Raw genomic sequence first — 19,354 nt, forward strand, 5'->3', positions numbered from 1 at the left:
GGGATTGGTACCTTCGTACCAAACCGTAAGTCGCTCTAGTCCGCCGCGCGGACATCAAACGGGGAAACGCTTTGTCCCGGCGCGTCGAGGCTGATACAGCCAATCTAGACGATCCTGGCATTTATAACGGCGAAGTTTGCCATAAACCGGGGGGTTTGGCGCCTGTCACACGCGCACCTGCCCCCGGGATTGCAGGTCAAGGCTCGACCTGGCTCCACTGTTTGCTCAAACGCTTGTCGGAAATCGGTACCTTGGTGCCCAACTGCTGGGCAAACAGCGACACCCGGTATTCCTCCAGCCACCAGCGGTAAAGCTCCAACTGCGGATCGCGCTTGCCTTCCTGAGTGTGCTTGTTCAGCCGCGTCTGGTACTGGCTCCACAGGCCGCTCAACTCGCCGCTCCAGACCCGATCCTTCTGCACCTGGCTGGGCAGTTTTTCCAGGCGCAGTTCGATGGCCTTGAGATAACGCGGCAGTTCCTTGAACCACTGCGCCGGGGTTTCGCGCACAAAGCCTGGGTACACCAAGTTGCTCAGTTGTTGCTTGATATCGTTGAGTGCCACGGCCTGGGCCAGGTCGATCTTGCCCTTGAAGCGCTTTTGCAGGCCGTGCCACAGCTTCAATACTTCCAGGGTCAGGCGCGCCAGGCGTTCGGCATGTTCGGTCCAACTGCCGCGTTTGCGCTCGGCCAGGGCCGCCAAACCAGCGCCATCCCTCGGCAGGCTGGCCTCGCCTTCCAGTACGCAACTGTCGAGGCTGGCCAGCAGAATGTCTTCCACCAGGGCGTCGATACGTCCCAGCTCGCGGTACATCAGCCCCAGCTCGGTAAGACCGGGCAACTTGCCGCGCAGGAATTTTGCCGGCTCGGCCAGTTGCTGCATCAACAGACGCTGCAAGGCACGGCGATGCTGGAACTCGGCTTCGGCAGCGGTGGAGAAGCGCCCTTCCTTGACCGTCCCGTTTTCCTCCACCAACGCCGGATACACCGTCATCGACAGCCCGGCGATCTTTTGCTGGGTGGTCTCGGCCACGGCGGCAAAGACCTTGGCCTCCACCGGCAACTGGCTTTTGGCAGTCTGCGGCACCGCCAGGGCGGCCTGGCTGGCTTCGACAAAACGTGCTGTCAGCGCGGCCAGGTCGCGGCCCTCGCCGAGGAACTTGCCCTGGGCGTCCACCACTTCCAGGTTCATTTTCAGATGGTTTTCCACCTGCTGCGCGGCTTCGCTCCAGGCTTCATCGCTGACCCGCGCACCGGTCATGCGCAGCAGCTCGCGCCCCAGCGCCTGGGGCAGCGAGCCCTGGGCAAATTCGATACGTTGCAGCGCAGCCTTGACGAAATCCGGCACCGGCACGAAGTTCTTGCGCAGGGCCTTGGGCAGGTTGCGCACCAGGGCAATGCACTTGGCCTCGATCAGCCCGGGCACCAGCCACTCCAGGCGCTCGGCAGGCAAGGCCGGCAACAATGGCGCGGGCACCCGCACGGTCACGCCGTCGCGCGGGTGATTGGGTTCAAAGTGATAACTCAAGGCCAGGGCCAGGTCACCCAAGTGCAGCGTGTCCGGATAATGGGCAGCGGTGACTTCACTGGCCTCGCGCGCCAGCACGTCTTCTTCGCGCATGATCAGCAGTTGCGGGTCTTTCTGGCTGGTGATCTTGTACCAACTGTCGAAGGTCGCCGTCTGGTGGATCTCCGCCGGCAGGCGCGCATCGTAGAAGGCGTACAGGGTTTCTTCGTCGGCCAGGATATCGCGGCGCCGGGCCTTGGCTTCCAGTTCGTCCAATTGCTCCAGCAACTGCTGGTTGGCGGCCAGGCACTTGGCCCGGGACTGGATCTCGCCACGTACCAGGCCTTCACGGATAAACAGCTCGCGCGACACCACCGGGTCCACAGGCCCGTAATGCACCGGCCGGCGCCCCACCACAATCAGGCCGAACAGGGTGATCTGCTCGAAGGCCACGACCTGGCCGCGCTTCTTCTCCCAATGGGGCTCGAAGTGGTTTTTCTTGATCAAGTGCCCGGCCAGGGGCTCGATCCAATCGGCATCGATCTTGGCCACCATGCGCGCATACAGCTTGGTGGTTTCCACCAGCTCGGCGGTCATCAACCATTGCGGGCGCTTCTTGCCGATCCCCGACGACGGGTGAATCCAGAAGCGCCGCTGACGGGCACCCAGATAGTCGCCCTCTTCGGTCTTCTGGCCGATCTGGCTCAGCAGGCCGGACAACACCGCCTTGTGCAGTTTCGGGAAATCCGCCGGCTCCTTGTTGACCGTCAACTGCATGTCACGGCAGATCAGGCTCAACTGGCGGTGGGAATCACGCCACTCGCGCAGGCGCAGGTAGTTGAGGAAATTCTTGCGACACCAGTTGCGCAACGGGCTGGCGGTCAATTCCTGGCGCTGCTCTTCAAAGCCGCGCCACAGGTTGACCAGACCGGCGAAGTCCGAATCGGGATCCTTCCATTGCGCGTGGGCCTGGTCGGCCGCTTGCTGGCGCTCCGGCGGGCGCTCGCGCGGGTCCTGGATCGACATGGCACTGGCGACGATCAGCACTTCCTGCAAACTGCCGAGCTTGGCCGCTTCCAGCAACATGCGGCCCATGCGCGGGTCCACCGGCAGGCGCGCCAGTTGCCGGCCCAGAGGCGTCAGTTGGCTGTTGCGGTCCACCGCCGAGAGTTCCTGCAGCAGGTTGAAGCCATCGCTGATGGCCTTGCCATCCGGTGGTTCGATAAACGGGAAGTCGGTGATTTCGCCCAGGCGCAGGTGCAGCATCTGCAGGATCACTGCCGCCAGGTTGGTGCGCAGGATTTCCGGATCGGTAAATTCCGGGCGCCCGATAAAATCTTCTTCGCTGTACAGGCGCACGCAAATGCCCGGTTCAACCCGGCCGCAACGCCCCTTACGCTGGTTGGCGCTGGCCTGGGAAACCGCCTCGATTGGCAGGCGCTGGACCTTGGCGCGGTAGCTGTAGCGGCTGATGCGGGCGGTACCGCTGTCGATCACGTAGCGGATGCCCGGCACGGTCAGCGAGGTTTCCGCGACGTTGGTCGCCAGCACCACGCGCCGCCCCGGATGGGACTGGAAAATGCGCTGCTGTTCGGCCGGCGACAGGCGCGCGTACAACGGCAGGATTTCCGTGTGCTTGAGCTGGGCCTTGCGCAGCATGTCGGCGGCATCGCGGATCTCGCGCTCACCGGGCAGGAACACCAGCACATCGCCCGGGCTCTTGCGCTCGCTGCGTTCAAAGGCGGCAATTTCATCGAGGGTGGCGAGGATCGCCTGGTCCACGGTCAAGTCGTCTTCGACGCGGTTGCCCTCTTCGTCCTGTTCCAGGGTCAGCGGGCGGTACCAGGTTTCCACCGGGAACGTACGCCCCGAGACCTCGACAATCGGCGCATCGTCGAAGTGCTTGGAGAAGCGCTCCAGGTCGATGGTGGCCGACGTGATGATGACTTTGAGGTCCGGGCGACGTGGCAGCAGGGTCTTCAGATAGCCGAGCAGGAAGTCGATGTTCAGGCTGCGCTCGTGGGCTTCGTCGACGATGATCGTGTCGTAGCGCTCGAGGTAGCGGTCGTTCTGGGTCTCGGCCAGCAGGATGCCGTCGGTCATCAGCTTGATCAGGGTGTTGGAGTCGCTCTGGTCCTCGAACCGCACCTGATAGCCGACCAGCGCGCCCAAAGGCGTCGCCAGTTCTTCGGCAACCCGACTCGCCACACTGCGCGCCGCAATACGCCGGGGTTGGGTATGGCCGATCAAGCCGTACTGGCCGCGACCGAGTTCCAGGCAGATTTTCGGCAACTGCGTGGTTTTACCCGAGCCGGTCTCGCCCGCGATGATCAACACCTGGTGCTTTTGCAGCGCCGCCTTGATTTCATCGCGCTTGGCGGCGATGGGCAGGCTGTCGTCGTAACGAACCTGCGGCACGCTGGCCGCGCGCGCCGTGACCTGGGCACAGGACGCCTGCATGCGCGCCACCCACTGCGCCAGCTTCTCCTCATCGGGCTTCTTGCGCAGCTCAAGCAACTGCCGGCGCAAGCGATGGCGGTCGGCGAGCATGGCGTGATCGAGGTTCTTCAGGAGTTGGTCGATAGCGGGCGCTTGATCAGTCATCAGGTACTTTGCAGGTCGTCTATTTATGCACGGCCGGCAATTGTGGCAGAAAAGCGCCCGCAACGTTAAAGGCCGCGTAAATCACGTGTGGGAGCTGTCGAGCCCCAGCGAGGCTGCGATGACGGCGGCACTGCCTGCATCAATGTTGCCTGCCCCACCGCTATCGCGGGCAAGCCCGCTCCTACAGGGATTAGTGCCCTTATTCGTTATCCAGGCCCTTGCGCCGGTACGGGAACACATCAATCACTTTCCCCGCCCGAATCGCCTCTTGCAGGCCTTTCCAGTAGTCGGCGTTGTACAGCTCACCGTGCAACTCATCGAACAAGCGCCGTTGCCCGGCATCAGCAAACAGGAACGGCGGGAACTCCTCGGGGAATACGTCCAGCGGGCCGATGGAATACCACGGCTCGGAGGCCATTTCATCTTCCGGGGTTCGGGGTGCCGGGATATGGCGGAAGTTGGCTTCGGTGAGGAAGCAGATCTCGTCATAGTCGTAGAACACCACGCGACCGTGGCGGGTAACGCCAAAGTTTTTCAGCAGCATGTCGCCGGGAAAGATATTCGCCGCCGCCAGCTGTTTGATTGCCAGGCCGTAATCTTCGAGGGCTTCGCGCACCTGGGCCTCATTGGCGTTTTCCAGGTAGAGGTTGAGCGGGGTCATGCGCCGTTCGGTCCAGCAGTGACGAATCAGTACCGTGTCACCTTCCACCTCGACCGTGCCCGCAGCCACTTCCAGCAGTTCGGCCAGGCATTGCGGCTCGAATTTGCTCAACGGGAAACGGAAGTCGGCGAACTCCTGGGTGTCAGCCATGCGCCCGACCCGGTCGACACTTTTGACCAGGCGGTACTTCTCGATAACCGTCGCACGGTTGACGTTCTTCGACGGCGAGAAACGGTCCTTGATGATTTTGAACACCGTGTTGAACCCCGGCAGGGTGAACACGCTCATGACCATCCCCCGCACGCCCGGGGCCATGATGAACTGGTCGTCGGTGCTGGCCAGGTGGTTGATCAGCGCCCGGTAGAACTCTGACTTGCCATGTTTGTAGAAGCCGATGGAGGTGTACAGCTCGGCGATGTGCTTGCCCGGCAGGATGCGTTTGAGAAAGCCGATGAATTCCGCCGGTACCGGCACATCCACCATGAAATAGGACCGGGTGAACGAGAAGATGATCGACACATCGGCTTCGTCAGTGATCAGCGCGTCGATGCGGATGCCCTGCCCTTCGCGATGCAGCAGCGGGATCACCAGCGGCCACTGTTCGTCGCGGGTATAGAGACGGCCCACCAGGTATGCGCCTTTGTTGCGATAGAGCACCGAAGAAAACAGCTCGACGTTGAGGTCCGGGTCCTTGCAGACCCAATCCGGCAGGCTCTCGCGCAGTTGCGCTTCGAGGCGCTGCAGGTCGGCGGCCAGGTCGGCGTAGGGCTCGCTGAAGCGGTAGTCGCTGAAAATCTGCTCGAGCATGCCCGCCAGTTGGCCCTGGGGCTTGTAGGTGCGGGTTTGCGCAGCGCGGGCGCGACGCAGGCTCGGGCGAGTGGTGTGGATGAACATGCAGCCGTCGCTGATCAGGTCGTGGCTGAACAGCCCGCAAAAGATCGAGTTGTACCAAGTCTCGGACAGCTCATCGTCAAACCGCAGGTCGATCAGGCTGATATAGGCGCTCTTGACCAGTGGCCAGGACTTGATATCCAGCAACGCGCCTGCGTCAAAGGTTGCCCGCAGGCGCGTGGTGACTTCACCGACCTTTTCTTCATACAGGTTGATCCGCGCCGCCGATGCGGTTTGCGCCTCCTGCCACTGGGCCTTCTCAAAGCGCTCGCGGGCGCCGTCGGTGATCTGGCGAAAGTGCTCGCGGTAATCGTCGAAGCCATCAAGGATCATCTGTGCGATGGACTGCGCGGTGTCGATGGCAGGCGTTTGCTGCGGCATGTCGGAGACCTCTGCGGGCGTTCGGAAGCCCTGAGATTAGCCAGAGTCCGCAAGCAGGAGAAGTACAATTTTTGCCGGGCGATGCCACGCGGATCGATGCGCGACAAACAAATGTTTACGATTTTTTAATTCGACCATCCGGTCAATAAAACACCCCAAAGTCACGTCGCGTCGATGAATCGATTCACCTGAAGGCCGCAAAAGCCGGGCGCTGGCACCAAAAGCAGGGAACAACTCAGGCCGGCGTGGGCTCTGCGGCCTTATACAAACGTGGATCCAATGTAAGGGAAACCCTGATTACCTCAATGATGGCACTTTGCTATATAGCCACCCCCTTCCCTGATAACAAGGTCAAAAGACCGGCTTGGGAACGGATTTAAATCGCCCAAGGAGCATTGCAATGTCATTGAGGAATATGGGGATCGGCCTGCGCGCCAGTCTGAGTTTTGCGGTATTGGCCGGCCTGCTGGTGCTGGTCGGGTTGTTTGGCCTGGGGCAGATGGCCAAGCTGCGCGAAAGTGCCGCCATCATTGAAACGGCTTGGATGCCGAGCATCGAGAACATCCACGACAGCGCCGCCAACGTCGCGGCGATCCGCCTGGAGGCGCTGCGCTTGTTGACCACCGATGAGTCGGCGGTGCGCGAGCGCAGCAAAGGTTTGATCGCCAAGGAGCGCGCGCAGTTGCAGGAGCGCCTGGACAATCACCAGGCCCTGTTGAGCAATGATCAGGAGCGTCAGCTACTGGACCAGCTCAAAACCGCCGCGGCGGGTTATATGACCATCGTCGACCAGTTGATCCAACGGGTAGACCAGGATGAGCAGATGCAGGCCCTGACCTTGCTCACCGACAAGTTGACGCCCCAGGGCGTGATCCTCGGCCGGAGCCTGGACGCGTTGATCGACTTCAACCAGCAAGGCGCGCAGGATGCGGCGCAATCGGCGGCGCAGGTGTATCAGAGTGCACAGTGGATCGTCGGCGTCATCATCGCGGTCGCCCTGATCGCGACGTTGCTACTGGCCTGGCTGTTGACCCGCAGTATCACCACGCCCCTGGCGCAGGCGTTGCGCGCGGCACGTACGATTGCCGCCGGCGACCTGAGCCAGTCGATCCACGTGCAGGGCAAGGACGAACCGGCACAGTTGCTGGGCGCCCTGGCCACCATGCAGGAGCAATTGCAGGCGACCATTCGCGGTATCAGCGAATCCGCCCAGCAATTGGCCTCGGCCGCCGAAGAGATGAGCTCGGTGATGGAGCAAAGCACTCGCGGCCTGCAAGCCCAGAACGATGAAATCGAGCAGGCCGCCACCGCCGTCACGCAAATGAGCGCAGCGGTGGATGAGGTGGCCGGCAATGCGGTCTCCAGCGCCGAAGCGTCCCAGGCGTCCGATGAAGACAGCAAGCACGGGCACTATCAGATCAGCGAAACCATCAGCTCGATCCAGAACCTGGTCAACGAGGTGCTCGACGCCTCGGGCAAGGCCGAGGGCCTGGCGGTGCAGGCGCAAGACATCAGCAAGGTACTGGAAGTGATACGCGGGATTGCCGGGCAGACCAACCTGCTTGCGCTCAACGCCGCCATTGAAGCCGCCCGCGCTGGCGAGGCCGGGCGGGGCTTTGCGGTGGTGGCCGACGAGGTACGTTCCCTGGCACAACGGACCCAGGACTCCACCGAAGAAATCGAGCAGATGATCACCGGTATCCAGCAAGGCACCCAGGACACGGTCGGAGCCCTCACCAGCAGCGCCGAGCACGCCAGCCAGACGTTGCAACGGGCCAACAGCGCAGGCAGCGCCCTGGAAAAAATCACCGCCGCCATTTCGCAGATCAACCAGCGCAACCTGGTGATCGCCAGTGCTGCCGAGCAACAGGCGTCGGTGGCCCGGGAGGTGGATCGGAGCCTGGTGAACATCCGCGACCTGTCGACCCAGACCGCCGCCGGGGCGACCCAGACCTCGGCCGCCAGCCAGGAGCTGTCGCGCCTGGCGGTGGACCTCAATGGTTTGGTGACGCGCTTTATTGTGTAGTGGATACGTAAAAGATTGTGTCAGGCAGGTCCCTGGGCAACACTCTCGCCCTGATTAAAAAGGAGCTGTCCGTGAGACCTGTCGACACCCTGTACCTGCTGGTACTGGCCGCCATCTGGGGCGCGAGCTTTCTGTTCATGCGGATTATCGCCCCCGAGATCGGCACGATTCCTACAGCATTCTTCCGGGTGTCAATTGCCGCCGCCGGGTTGCTGGTGATCCTGGCAATCCTGCGGGTGAGCTGGGATTTTCGCGGTAAATTCAAGACCGTGCTGTTGCTTGGGGTGATCAACTCCGGGATCCCTGCGACCATGTATTCGGTGGCGGCGCAGGTCTTGCCCGCAGGTTATTCGGCGATTTTCAACGCGACGACGCCGTTGATGGGCGTATTGATTGGCGGGCTGTTTTTCCATGAACGGCTGACGCTGTCGAAGATTACCGGAGTAGGCCTGGGTTTGTTCGGCGTGGGCACCCTCACGCGGGCCGGGCCGGTGGCCTTTGACCTGGAACTGCTGATGGGCGCCCTCGCCTGCCTGCTGGCGACCACCTGCTACGGCTTCGCCGGCTTCCTGGCGCGCCGCTGGCTGGATCAACAGGGAGGCCTGGACAGCCGCCTTTCGGCCTTGGGCAGCATGCTCGGTGCCACATTGTTTTTATTGCCTTGGTTTGGCTGGAGCGCCATCAGCCATCCGCCCGCCAGTTGGGGTGGCTGGAATGTGTGGTTGTCGCTGCTCGGTTTGGGGCTGTTGTGTACGGCGTTTGCCTACATCCTGTACTTCCGCTTGCTGACATCCATCGGGCCGGTGAAGTCGATGACCGTCACCTTCATGATTCCGCCATTCGGCGTGTTGTGGGGTGCATTGCTGCTGGATGAGCCGTTGTCCATGGCCCATCTGTATGGCGGGATGTTGATCGCGGGGGCGCTGTGGCTGGTGCTACGCCCAGGGAAACTGATCAAAACCGTGTAGGCGCCGGCTTGCCGGCGCCTACACGGGGTATCAGGCTTTACGGAAAACGAACACCAAGCCGACGATGATCAAGCCCATCCCCAGCACACTCAGCAGCGCCAGCCGATTGCCAAAGATCAGGTAGTCCATCACCGCAGTCACCGCTGGCACCAGGTAGAACAGGCTGGTGACATTCACCAGGTTGCCCCGGGCGATCAGGCGGTACAGCAGCAGCGTCGCCAACAGTGACACCACCAGCCCCATCCACAACACCGGCAGGTAAAAGCGGCTGCTGTGCTCGAAATGAAAAGGCTGGAACGGCACGAACACTGCGCACAACAACAGGCCCGCCAGGTACTGCACTGGCAAGGTGCCCAATGGGTTCTCGGTAATGCGCTTCTGCATGATCGAGCCCAGGGTCATGCTCGCCAGCGCCAGCAAGCCAAACAGCATGCCGGCCAGGGACATGCCGGCCAGACCGATGCCCTGGTACACCACCATGATCAGCCCCACCAACCCCAGCGCCAGGCCGAATATCCGACGCCATGAACGCTGGCGCTCCATCAACACCACGGTGAGGATCGGTTGCACGCCCATGATGGTTGCCATCACACCAGGGGTGATCTTCAGGTCCAGGGCCAGCAGATAGAAAATCTGATAGGCCCCCAGCAGCACCAGCGCGGTGGCCACCGCATACCACAGCGGTTTGCCCGGGCGCGGCAACCTGAGCTTGAGGATCGGTACCAGCACCACCAGGCCCGCCAGGGCAATGGCAAAGCGGATCAACAGGAAGGCAAAGGGTGATGCATGGGCCAGGCCCAGCTTGGAGAAAATCGCCCCGCTGCTCCACAGCAGGACAAACAGGCTCGTCGAGGCCGCCGCGGCCACGGATTGTTTCGAAAGAACAGACATGATGAACACCTGTAGTCAGGCAAAAAGCCAACTCAGCCAAGGCTGAAATTCAGTAGGTTCGGTACAGGCAGGCAACGGGCAACAGTGATCTGCTGATCAGCCCGAAATGCCAACGCCCGGCGGTGATACGACTGCGTACACCGGCGTGCTACTGACAGGTGGAGGGTAATGACTGATCTGCGCAGGCTGCTGGCTCCCACACGGCACGACCGCAGCGTTGACCGCTGAATCGACTACCGCTATGCGTGGGGAAGCAGGCATGGGCTGATCTTTTTTGAAGGGATTAAAGGTGCTGTGAAACACCTGGCGCCGACTATAACCAGCCGGTGACACGCTTTGCAATGGCTTTGCCAAAAGGCCAGTAAGGACAAGTTGAAAAACCACCTCTAGCCTTGGGAAAAACCAACTCACTCCTCTTCAGGAGGCTTTCGACTCATGACCGCCAATGCCAAAAACACGCGACTCCTTGCGATACCAGCTCTACCGATCCAAAGCTTTACGCCTTGCGAATGCATCGACTCAACAGTGGTACAAAAACCTGAAACACACCGACGCCCAAGGCGCAGAGATCGACTTGACCCATGTCCGTTTTGAATTGATCGACAGCCATGCATTGGCTGCCTATCAGGACTGGGCAGAAGACTCTCACTTCTCATGGGACGAGGTTGCGACATGGAAAGGCCGTGAACCGATGGCGTTCGATTTGTCCCTCTGGTACGACGAGGTGCTCTGTGGGCTGTGCTTTGCCAATCCCAATCAAAGCCGATTGCGGATCAAGGTCATCCGCCTGGAGGGAAGACCTGGAAAATCCCACCCTTTGAAAAGCCGCATAGCATCACTGACGATGATTGCCATCGACCATTACGCGAGAATCATTGGCAGCCAATGGATAGAAATTCAGGAGCCCGCACCCGGGGCTATTCCCCTCTATCAAAACCTGGGCTTTGACTTCGATTCACGGGGCAGGCTTGTGATAGCGGTAGAGAACGAATAGCATCGCAAACATGTTCAATTAATGATCAATCGTGGAGGCTGCATGGGAGAACTTATTAAAAAACCCGTCGCCCGAAAAGCGTCGTCCAAGGCCGGCCAGGAACCTAAAAGCACTGTGCTGACCGCCAATCAGCGCCGTTTTCTCAGCGCGGCTATGGCCGGCAACGTTGAAGAACCAAGCCTTTTGGCGGGTCACACGGAAAAATAAAAGTCATAAAAAAACCGCTCATACGAGCGGTTTTTTTGAACCCATCAGCCAAACAACCAATACACCAACGCCCCCACAACCACCGCCGCCAATACCGGCCGCATGACGCGATAGGCTTTGGGGTGCTTGCGCTTCCACTGCTTGACCACACCACTGAAGCGATCGCTGAAGCTCTTGCTCCAGGCATAGGCCTGGTTGATCCCGCCCACGCGCTCGTCGTCCAGGTTCTGTGGCGCAGTCGCGCGGCCCAATTGGGCACTGACCCAGCGGTTGATACGGGTCATCAATCGGTTGCTCAGGGGGCGTTCGATATCGCAGAACAGAATCACCCGGGTCTTCTCGGTTTCGTTCTTCACCCAGTGCACGTAGGTTTCGTCGAACATCACATCTTCACCATCGCGCCAGGCGTAGACCTGGCCATCGACGAAAATACGGCAGTCGTCGGAGTTGGGCGTCGACAACCCCAAGTGATAGCGCAGGGACCCGGCAAACGGGTCGCGATGGGGATTGAGGTGGCTGCCGCCCGGCAACAGGGCAAACATGGCGCCCTTGACGTTGGGGATGCTGCTGACCAGGGCCACGGTTTTTGGGCACAGCAACTCGGCCGACGGCAGTGGTTTGTCGTACCACTTGAGGTAGAAGCGCTTCCAACCCTTCTTGAAGAACGAGCCAAAACCGGCATCGTTGTTCTTCTCGGCGGCGCGGATATAGCCTTCGTCAAACAGGTGCATGGCCTCGTCGCGGATCACTTCCCAGTTGTCCTTGAGCACATCCAGTTCCGGGAACTTGGTGCGGTCCAGGTACGGCTTGGACGGCACACCCGAAAAGATGTACATCAAGGCGTTGTACGGGGCGAACAGTGCCGAATGGTTGACGAACTGGCGCAGCACCGGCAAACGCGCCTTGCCGCGCAAATGCACGTAAAGCGTACTGCCGATAAACAACAGCAGCACCGACAGCTTGGCGGCCAAAGAAAAGGTCATGCAGCAACTCCTGGAAATAGCCTCCCGGCAGCGGGAAACCCGACATAGCAGCCGGCCATGATAAACACTCCAGGCCGGAGGAAAAACCCGCGTTATCCAACAATACGTTTTAAGGGGTGCGCGGCGAGCAAACAATTATGCATAAAGGGCATCAAACCGGGCTGATTTGGATCAACCCGATTTCTGTAAGAGCAAGCGTGTCTGCAAGGGGCATTCGGGCAAAGAATGAAAACGGTACGCGTGCCTTCTGGTTAGACGCGGCGCCCTCAGGGTCTTCGCGGGCAAGCTCGCTCCTACAGGGTCAGGCCTGGTTTTCCTGGTCGGTGAACAGATCACTGAACAGCATGCTCGACAGGTAACGCTCGCCGGAGTCCGGCAGGATTACCACAATGGTCTTGCCCTGCATTTCTGGTTTCTCCGCCAGGCGTACCGCGACGGCCATCGCCGCACCACAGGAAATCCCGCACAGGATGCCTTCTTCCTGCATCAACCGCAGCGCCATGGCCTTGGACTCATCGTCACTGACCAACTCCACCCGGTCGACCATCGACAGGTCGAGGTTCTTCGGCACAAACCCCGCGCCAATACCCTGGATCTTGTGGGGGCTGGGCTTGATTTCCTCACCGGCCAACGCCTGGGTAATCACCGGCGAACTGATGGGCTCCACGGCCACCGAGAGGATCGGTTTGCCCGCTGTATTCTTGATGTAACGCGACACACCGGTGATGGTCCCACCCGTGCCGACACCCGCTACCAGCACATCCACGGCGCCATCGGTGTCGTTCCAGATTTCCGGGCCGGTGGTTTTTTCATGGATGGCCGGGTTGGCCGGGTTGTCGAACTGGGCCGGCATGAAGTAGGTCGCCGGGTCGCTGGAAAGGATTTCGCTGGCTTTCTCGATCGCGCCCTTCATGCCCTTGGCCGGCTCGGTCAGCACCAGTTCAGCGCCCAGTGCCTTGAGCACCTTGCGCCGCTCGATGCTCATGGAGGCAGGCATGGTCAGCAGCAACTTGTAGCCACGGGCAGCGGCGACAAAGGCCAGGCCAATCCCGGTGTTACCCGAAGTCGGCTCGACGATGGTCATGCCAGGCTTGAGTTTGCCGCTGCTTTCCGCGTCCCAGATCATGTTCGCGCCGATCCGGCACTTCACCGAATACCCAGGGTTACGCCCTTCGATCTTGGCCAGGATGGTCACGCCACGGGGCGCGATGCGGTTGATCTGAACCAGGGGCGTGTTACCGATGGAGTGCGCGTTGTCTGCAAAAATGCGGCTCATGGCGGGTTCCTTAAGGCGGTTTCAAGAAGGCAACAAGGGTATGCCTCGTACTCCAAGGCGTCCAGTCGAGGAACGTTGGCGCTGCCTGCATAGTCAACCGCCTATACACAGGGAGGAAAAACCTATGAAGCGTCGCTACAGTTGGCCGATATGGACGGTCGCCGGGCTGGTGGTCGTGCTGGTGGCACTGGATATCGCCCTGCCCTACCTGGTGCGCAACTACCTCAACGAAAAACTCGCCGATATGGGCGACTACCGTGGCCAAGTGACTGATGTCGACCTGGCGCTATGGCGCGGCGCGTACCGGATCAACGGCCTGCAGATCGTCAAGGTCGATGGCAAGGTGCCCGTGCCGTTCGTCAAGGCCCCGGTGATCGATCTGTCGGTCAGCTGGCATTCCTTATGGTACGACCATGCGGTTGTAGCCGAAGTGCAATTCGTCGAGCCAGAACTCAACTTCGTCGACGGCGGCCCCAACAAACAGGCGTCCCAGACCGGTCGCGGTACCGACTGGCGGGCACAACTGGGCAAGTTGCTGCCCATCACCCTCAACGAAGTGCGCATCGACGACGGCAAGATCGCCTTTCACAACTTCAATTCAAAGCCGCCGGTCAACATCGGCGCCACCCAGGTCAACGCCAGCCTCTATAACCTGACCAATGTGGTGGACGTCGAAGGCATGCGCGATGCGCGCTTTGACGGCAAGGCCATGTTGCTGGGGCATGCACCACTGGAAGCCAGCGCGACTTTCGACCCGTTGAGCAACTTTGAAGACTTCGAGTTCCGCTTCCGCGCCCGTGATATCCAGCTCAAGCGCATGAACGACTTCGCCTCGGCCTATGGCAAGTTCGACTTCAAAGCCGGCACCGGCGACGTGGTCATCGAGGCCCAGGCCGAAAAAGCCCAACTGACCGGTTATATCAAGCCACTGTTGCGGGACGTGGAAGTCTTCGACTGGCAGCAGGATGTGGAGAACAAGGACAAGGGGATTTTCCGCTCGATCTGGGAAGCCGTGGTCGGCGCCAGCGAAACCGTCCTGAAGAATCAGAGCAAAAACCAGTTCGCCACCCGAGTCGAGCTCAGTGGCAGCGTGCACCAGCAAGATATCAGCGCATTCCAGGCGTTTTTGCAGATTTTGCGCAATGGTTTCGTCCAGGCGTTCAATGCCCGCTACGAACAACCCAAGCCCAGCGCGGATTGACCGTGGCGTGACTGGTCATTCAGAGACTGAATAACCCGTCTGCGTTCACAGTCACCGGGGCTGCGCGCTATAGTCGCAGGCATGCTGACTACCGGCGTCATGTTCGAGGATTGAGAAATGAAGTTCGAAGGCACCCAGGCCTACGTTGCCACCGATGACCTGAAACTGGCGGTCAACGCTGCCATCACATTGGAGCGCCCGCTGCTGGTCAAGGGCGAGCCGGGCACCGGTAAGACCATGCTCGCCGAACAACTGGCCGAATCGTTCGGGGCACGCTTGATTACCTGGCACATCAAGTCCACCACCAAGGCGCACCAGGGCCTGTATGAGTACGATGCGGTCAGCCGCCTGCGCGACTCGCAGCTGGGCGTGGACAAGGTCCATGACGTGCGCAACTACCTCAAGAAAGGCAAGCTGTGGGAGGCTTTCGAGTCCGAAGAGCGGGTGATCCTGCTGATCGACGAGATCGACAAGGCCGACATCGAGTTCCCCAACGACCTGTTGCAAGAACTCGACAAGATGGAGTTCTACGTCTACGAAATCGACGAGACCATCAAGGCCAAGAAGCGCCCGATCATCATCATTACGTCCAACAACGAGAAAGAGCTGCCGGATGCGTTCCTGCGTCGCTGCTTCTTCCACTACATCGCCTTCCCCGACCGCACCACCCTGCAGAAAATCGTCGACGTGCACTACCCGGACATCAAGAAAGACCTGGTCAGCGAAGCGCTGGACGTGTTCTTCGACGTGCGCAAGGTGCCGGGCCTGAAGAAAAAACCTTCCACCTCCGAACTGGTGGACTGGCTCAAGCTGCTGATGGCCGACAACATCGGCGAAGCGGTGTTGCGCGAGCGTGATCCGACCAAGGCCATCCCGCCACTGGCCGGCGCCCTGGTGAAAAACGAGCAGGATGTGCAACTGCTTGAGCGCCTGGCGTTCATGAGCCGTCGCGGCACTCGATAAGGGCTTTTGCCATGCTGCTCAACCTGTTCAATGAAATGCGTGCAGCCAAGGTGCCGGTCTCGGTGCGTGAGCTGTTGGACTTGATCAACGCCCTGAAACAACGGGTGACCTTCGCCGACATGGACGAGTTCTACTACTTGTCCCGGGCGATCATGGTGAAAGACGAGCGCCATTTCGACAAGTTCGACCGTGCCTTCGGCGCCTACTTCAACGGCCTGGAAAAACTCGACGATCACTTGCAGGCGCTGATTCCCGAAGATTGGCTGCGCAAGGAGTTCGAGCGTTCGCTGAGCGATGAAGAGCGCGCGCAGATCCAATCTTTGGGCGGCCTGGACAAGCTGATCGAAGAGTTCAAGAAACGCCTGGAAGAACAAAAGGAACGCCACGCCGGCGGCAACAAATGGATCGGCACCGGCGGCACCAGCCCGTTCGGTTCCGGCGGCTTCAACCCCGAGGGCATTCGCGTGGGCGATGCCGGCAAGCGCCAGGGCAAGGCGGTCAAGGTCTGGGATCAACGCGAGTACAAGAACCTCGATGATTCGGTGGAGCTGGGCACGCGCAATATCAAGGTGGCGCTGCGCCGCCTGCGCAAATTTGCACGCCAGGGTGCGGCCGAAGAGCTGGATATCGACGGCACCATCGACCACACCGCCCGCGACGCTGGCCTGCTGAATATCCAGATGCGCCCGGAACGGCGCAACACGGTCAAATTGCTGTTGCTGTTCGACATCGGCGGCTCGATGGATGCCCACGTGAAGATCTGCGAGGAGCTGTTTTCGGCCTGCAAGACCGAGTTCAAGCACCTGGAGTACTTCTACTTCCATAACTTCATTTATGAATCCGTGTGGAAGAACAACATGCGCCGCACCTCCGAGCGCACCTCGACCCAGGACCTGCTGCACAAGTACGGCGCTGACTACAAGGTGATCTTTATCGGCGATGCGGCCATGGCGCCTTACGAAATCACCCAGGCCGGTGGCAGCGTGGAGCACTGGAACGAGGAGCCGGGGTATGTGTGGATGCAGCGGTTCATGGAGAAGTACAAGAAGCTGATCTGGATTAACCCGTACCCGAAAGATACCTGGGGCTATACCTCGTCGACCAATATCGTGCGGGATTTGATTGAGGACCAGATGTATCCGCTGACCTTGCGGGGATTGGAAGAAGGGATGCGCTTTCTCTCTAAATAGGTGGTGAATTCACTGACGCTATCGCAGGCAAGCCAGCTCCCACAGTTGAATTGCATTCACAAATCAAAAGATGTGAACACCGCTCAACTGTGGGCTTGCCTGCGATGCCTTTAGCGGTTCATAAATCGCTGCAAATAGCTCAGATGCTCCCGGTGCGCCGTCTCCTGCATCACCGGCGCCAACCGCACCTTCTCCCCCGGCAGGCACTGGGCCAGGCGCGCCAAGGACAACGGCGTCAACGCACCCAATCGCGGGTAGCCGCCAATGGTCTGCCGGTCATTGAGCAACACAATCGGCTGCCCATCCGGCGGTACCTGGATCGCGCCCAAGGGGATGCCTTCGGAGATCAGCGACGCTCCCTGATACGCCAGCGGCGTGCCCAGCAGGCGCATGCCCATGCGGTCGGCGCGGCTGTCCAGGGCCCATTCGGTGTTAAACGCATCGAACAGGCTCTGGCCGCTGAACTGGCCGATCTGCGCACCGAGAATCACGTCCAGGGGCGCCGCAGGGTGTAATTGCTCCACAGGCAACTCACGCAAATTGCTGCTCGTGCCGCAATAGGCAAGCGTAGCGCCTTCAGCCAGGGCCCGGCCAAACCCGTCCAAACCGCCCAAGGCCTCGCGCCCGACGCTGGCACAACTGCCCAGCACCTTGGGCGCATCAAAACCTCCCGGCGCCGCCAGGTAAGCCCGTGCGCCACGGTGTGGTTGGGTGAAGCGCAAACGCTGGCCTTTTTGCAGAATGAAACTACGCCCTGGGCTAATGGCACGCTCGTCGATGTACGCCCCCAGGTCAGCACCGGCCAGTGCCAGCACGCAATAGCCTTGGGCCTGGACGGTAAAACCGCCCAAGGTGATCTCCACCACCGGCGCATCCAGTGGATTACCCAGCAGCCAATTGGCCCAGGACATCGACACCCAATCCAGCGCGCCACCCTGGGTCACGCCCAGATGCCGCACACCAAAACGCCCGGCGTCCTGCAACAGGCACAGCGCGGTGCTGGCCTCGATCAACAAGCGGCTCATGCCTGGGCCTCCAAGGGCGTGTCATCGCCACCCAGGTTGATAAATTCCGCGCGACCGATGGCTTCGAAACGCACACTGTCGCCTGGCTGCATCAGGCTGTAGCCATCGCGCTCGCGGTCGAACAGTTTGGCCGGGGTGCGGCCGATCAGGTTCCAGCCCCCTGGGGACTCCACTGGGTAGGCTGCGGTCTGCCGCTCGGCGATGCCGACGCTGCCCGGCGCCACGCGTTTGCGCGGGGTGTTCAGGCGTGGCGCGGCGAGCTGTTCTTCGACCAGGCCCATAAAGGCAAAACCTGGGGCAAAACCCAGGGCGAAAACCTGATAGTGATGCTGGCTGTGGCGCCGAATCACCTCGTCGACCGCAAGCCCGCTGCGCTGGGCGAGCAAGGTCAGTTCAGGGCCGACGCTCAGGTCGTACCACACCGGCAACACGTGACAGTGCCCGCTGCCCTGGGCCTGTGGCTGCAGGTCGGTAAGCGCCTGATCGATCAGTTCCCGTGCCTGTGCCGGACTCAGCGCCAGCAGGTCGTAATGCACCATCAGCGTCGTGTAGGAAGGCACCAGGTCCACCAACGCCGGGCCAAAGCCCTCGCGCAGGCGGCGCGTGGCGGCGAGCATCCAGGGCATGTTGTCTTCGGCTATTGCATCAAACAGGCGCACCATAAGGCAGTCGATGGCCACTACTTCAATCCGTGGCTTCATGGTGGCGTCAACGCCTGGCGAATGCGCTGCACCGCTGCCACCGAGCTGGCGTTATCGCCATGCACGCAAAGGGTGTCGGCCTGCAACAGCAAGGGGCTGCCATCGCTGGCAACCAAGGTTTCGCCACGGGCAATGGTCAGGGCCTGCTGGAGGATGACCTGCGCATCATGATGCACGGCCCCGGGCAACTGGCGCGAGACCAGGTGCCCGGCGTTGTCATAGGCGCGGTCGGCAAAGGCTTCGAACCACAGGGTCACGCCATACTCATCACCCAGGGCCTGGGCGGCGCTGTTGTCACGGGTAGCCATGAGCATCAACGGCAGGCTGGCGTCGTACGCCGCCACGGCCTGGATGACCGCGCGCAGTTGCGCAGGCTTGGCCATCATGTCGTTGTACATCGCGCCATGGGGCTTGACGTAGCTGACCCGGCCACCCTGGGCCCGGCAGATCCCGTCGAGGGCACCGATCTGGTAATGCAGCAGGTCCTGGAGTTCCTCGGCCCCATACGCCATGGAGCGGCGGCCAAAGCCTGCCAGGTCCTGATAGGCCGGGTGCGCACCGATCTGCACGCCATGCTGCAATGCCAGGGCGACGGTCTTGCGCATGATGCTCGGGTCGCCGGCGTGGAAGCCGCAGGCAATATTGGCGCAATCAATGAATGGCATGACCTCGGCATCCAGACCCATGGTCCAGGCGCCAAAGCTTTCGCCGATGTCGCAATTCAGTAGCAGGCGGCTCACGGTGAAGACTCCTGTAGGCTTTATTTTTTTGTAGTGTGGGATCTTTTACCAAGATCCCGCAACGATGTTGTCCTGAGCCCCGACGACGCTTATCGTGAGACAGCCCGATTTTTGGCGCGCAGCCCCTGCTGCGTCCAACTAATAAAAA

15 protein-coding genes are annotated in these 19,354 nt (G+C 60.7%); 7 read left to right on the forward strand and 8 right to left on the reverse strand.

The window, feature by feature from the left end:
• Nucleotides 1–196: 196 nt before the first annotated feature.
• A complete protein-coding gene (hrpA, locus tag FIV38_RS11840) occupies nt 197–4,108 on the reverse strand; it encodes an ATP-dependent RNA helicase HrpA (protein WP_092234389.1) in 3,912 nt (1,303 codons plus the stop codon).
• 199 nt (nt 4,109–4,307) lie between these two features.
• Nucleotides 4,308–6,041 carry a bifunctional isocitrate dehydrogenase kinase/phosphatase gene (gene aceK, locus FIV38_RS11845; RefSeq protein WP_029292355.1) on the reverse strand — a complete coding sequence of 578 codons (1,734 nt, stop codon included), beginning with the start codon at nt 6,039–6,041 and terminating at the stop codon, nt 4,308–4,310.
• A 415-nt stretch (nt 6,042–6,456) separates the two neighbouring features.
• On the opposite strand from aceK, the gene FIV38_RS11850 reads away from it, so the two are divergent.
• Nucleotides 6,457–8,067, forward strand: a complete 1,611-nt coding sequence (locus tag FIV38_RS11850) for a methyl-accepting chemotaxis protein (protein ID WP_420875349.1) — start codon at nt 6,457–6,459, stop codon at nt 8,065–8,067.
• A gap of 71 nt (nt 8,068–8,138) precedes the next feature.
• Entirely contained in the window at nt 8,139–9,035 is an 897-nt protein-coding gene (locus tag FIV38_RS11855; RefSeq protein WP_092234383.1) for a DMT family transporter, read from the forward strand.
• Nucleotides 9,036–9,065: 30 nt separating this feature from the next.
• Here the strand turns inward: FIV38_RS11855 and FIV38_RS11860 are convergent, their stop codons facing one another.
• On the reverse strand, nt 9,066–9,926 hold the full coding sequence (locus FIV38_RS11860; RefSeq protein WP_092234380.1) for a DMT family transporter: 861 nt from the start codon (nt 9,924–9,926) through the stop codon (nt 9,066–9,068).
• Nucleotides 9,927–10,371: 445 nt separating this feature from the next.
• On the opposite strand from FIV38_RS11860, the gene FIV38_RS11865 reads away from it, so the two are divergent.
• The gene (locus FIV38_RS11865; protein ID WP_070995111.1) at nt 10,372–10,920 is read left to right on the forward strand and encodes a hypothetical protein; all 549 of its coding nucleotides are present in this window, start codon (nt 10,372–10,374) and stop codon (nt 10,918–10,920) included.
• Nucleotides 10,921–10,962: 42 nt separating this feature from the next.
• Nucleotides 10,963–11,127, forward strand: a complete 165-nt coding sequence (locus FIV38_RS29955) for a hypothetical protein (protein WP_159439625.1) — start codon at nt 10,963–10,965, stop codon at nt 11,125–11,127.
• A 44-nt stretch (nt 11,128–11,171) separates the two neighbouring features.
• Here the strand turns inward: FIV38_RS29955 and FIV38_RS11870 are convergent, their stop codons facing one another.
• Together FIV38_RS11870 and cysK are read right to left on the reverse strand one after the other, a co-directional pair.
• Nucleotides 11,172–12,110 carry an aspartyl/asparaginyl beta-hydroxylase domain-containing protein gene (locus FIV38_RS11870; protein WP_092234378.1) on the reverse strand — a complete coding sequence of 313 codons (939 nt, stop codon included), beginning with the start codon at nt 12,108–12,110 and terminating at the stop codon, nt 11,172–11,174.
• A gap of 301 nt (nt 12,111–12,411) precedes the next feature.
• A complete protein-coding gene (cysK, locus tag FIV38_RS11875) occupies nt 12,412–13,386 on the reverse strand; it encodes a cysteine synthase A (RefSeq protein ID WP_092234375.1) in 975 nt (324 codons plus the stop codon).
• 124 nt (nt 13,387–13,510) lie between these two features.
• Here cysK and FIV38_RS11880 point away from each other — a divergent pair, with 124 nt between their 5' ends.
• From FIV38_RS11880 to FIV38_RS11890, 3 genes are all read left to right on the forward strand, one after another.
• Nucleotides 13,511–14,587 carry a DUF748 domain-containing protein gene (locus tag FIV38_RS11880; RefSeq protein WP_092234372.1) on the forward strand — a complete coding sequence of 359 codons (1,077 nt, stop codon included), beginning with the start codon at nt 13,511–13,513 and terminating at the stop codon, nt 14,585–14,587.
• A gap of 117 nt (nt 14,588–14,704) precedes the next feature.
• Complete coding sequence (locus FIV38_RS11885) at nt 14,705–15,550, forward strand: AAA family ATPase (protein ID WP_029292347.1); 846 nt, start codon at nt 14,705–14,707, stop codon at nt 15,548–15,550.
• Nucleotides 15,551–15,561: 11 nt separating this feature from the next.
• The gene (locus FIV38_RS11890) at nt 15,562–16,740 is read left to right on the forward strand and encodes a vWA domain-containing protein (protein ID WP_092234369.1); all 1,179 of its coding nucleotides are present in this window, start codon (nt 15,562–15,564) and stop codon (nt 16,738–16,740) included.
• A 110-nt stretch (nt 16,741–16,850) separates the two neighbouring features.
• On the opposite strand, the gene FIV38_RS11895 is transcribed toward FIV38_RS11890, so the two are convergent.
• The 3 genes from FIV38_RS11895 to FIV38_RS11905 are packed head-to-tail and all read right to left on the reverse strand — an operon-like array spanning nt 16,851 to nt 19,206.
• Entirely contained in the window at nt 16,851–17,765 is a 915-nt protein-coding gene (locus tag FIV38_RS11895; protein ID WP_029292345.1) for a 5-oxoprolinase subunit C family protein, read from the reverse strand.
• Nucleotides 17,762–18,466: a 5-oxoprolinase subunit PxpB gene (gene pxpB, locus FIV38_RS11900; protein WP_092234366.1), complete on the reverse strand. Its 705-nt coding sequence runs from the start codon at nt 18,464–18,466 to the stop codon at nt 17,762–17,764. Before pxpB ends, FIV38_RS11895 begins: the two co-directional genes overlap by 4 nt.
• Nucleotides 18,463–19,206: a 5-oxoprolinase subunit PxpA gene (locus FIV38_RS11905; RefSeq protein WP_029292343.1), complete on the reverse strand. Its 744-nt coding sequence runs from the start codon at nt 19,204–19,206 to the stop codon at nt 18,463–18,465. The genes pxpB and FIV38_RS11905 overlap by 4 nt, the downstream gene beginning before the upstream one ends.
• Nucleotides 19,207–19,354: the final 148 nt, after the last annotated feature.

This window comes from Pseudomonas proteolytica (assembly GCF_007858275.1).
GTDB lineage: Bacteria > Pseudomonadota > Gammaproteobacteria > Pseudomonadales > Pseudomonadaceae > Aquipseudomonas > Aquipseudomonas proteolytica.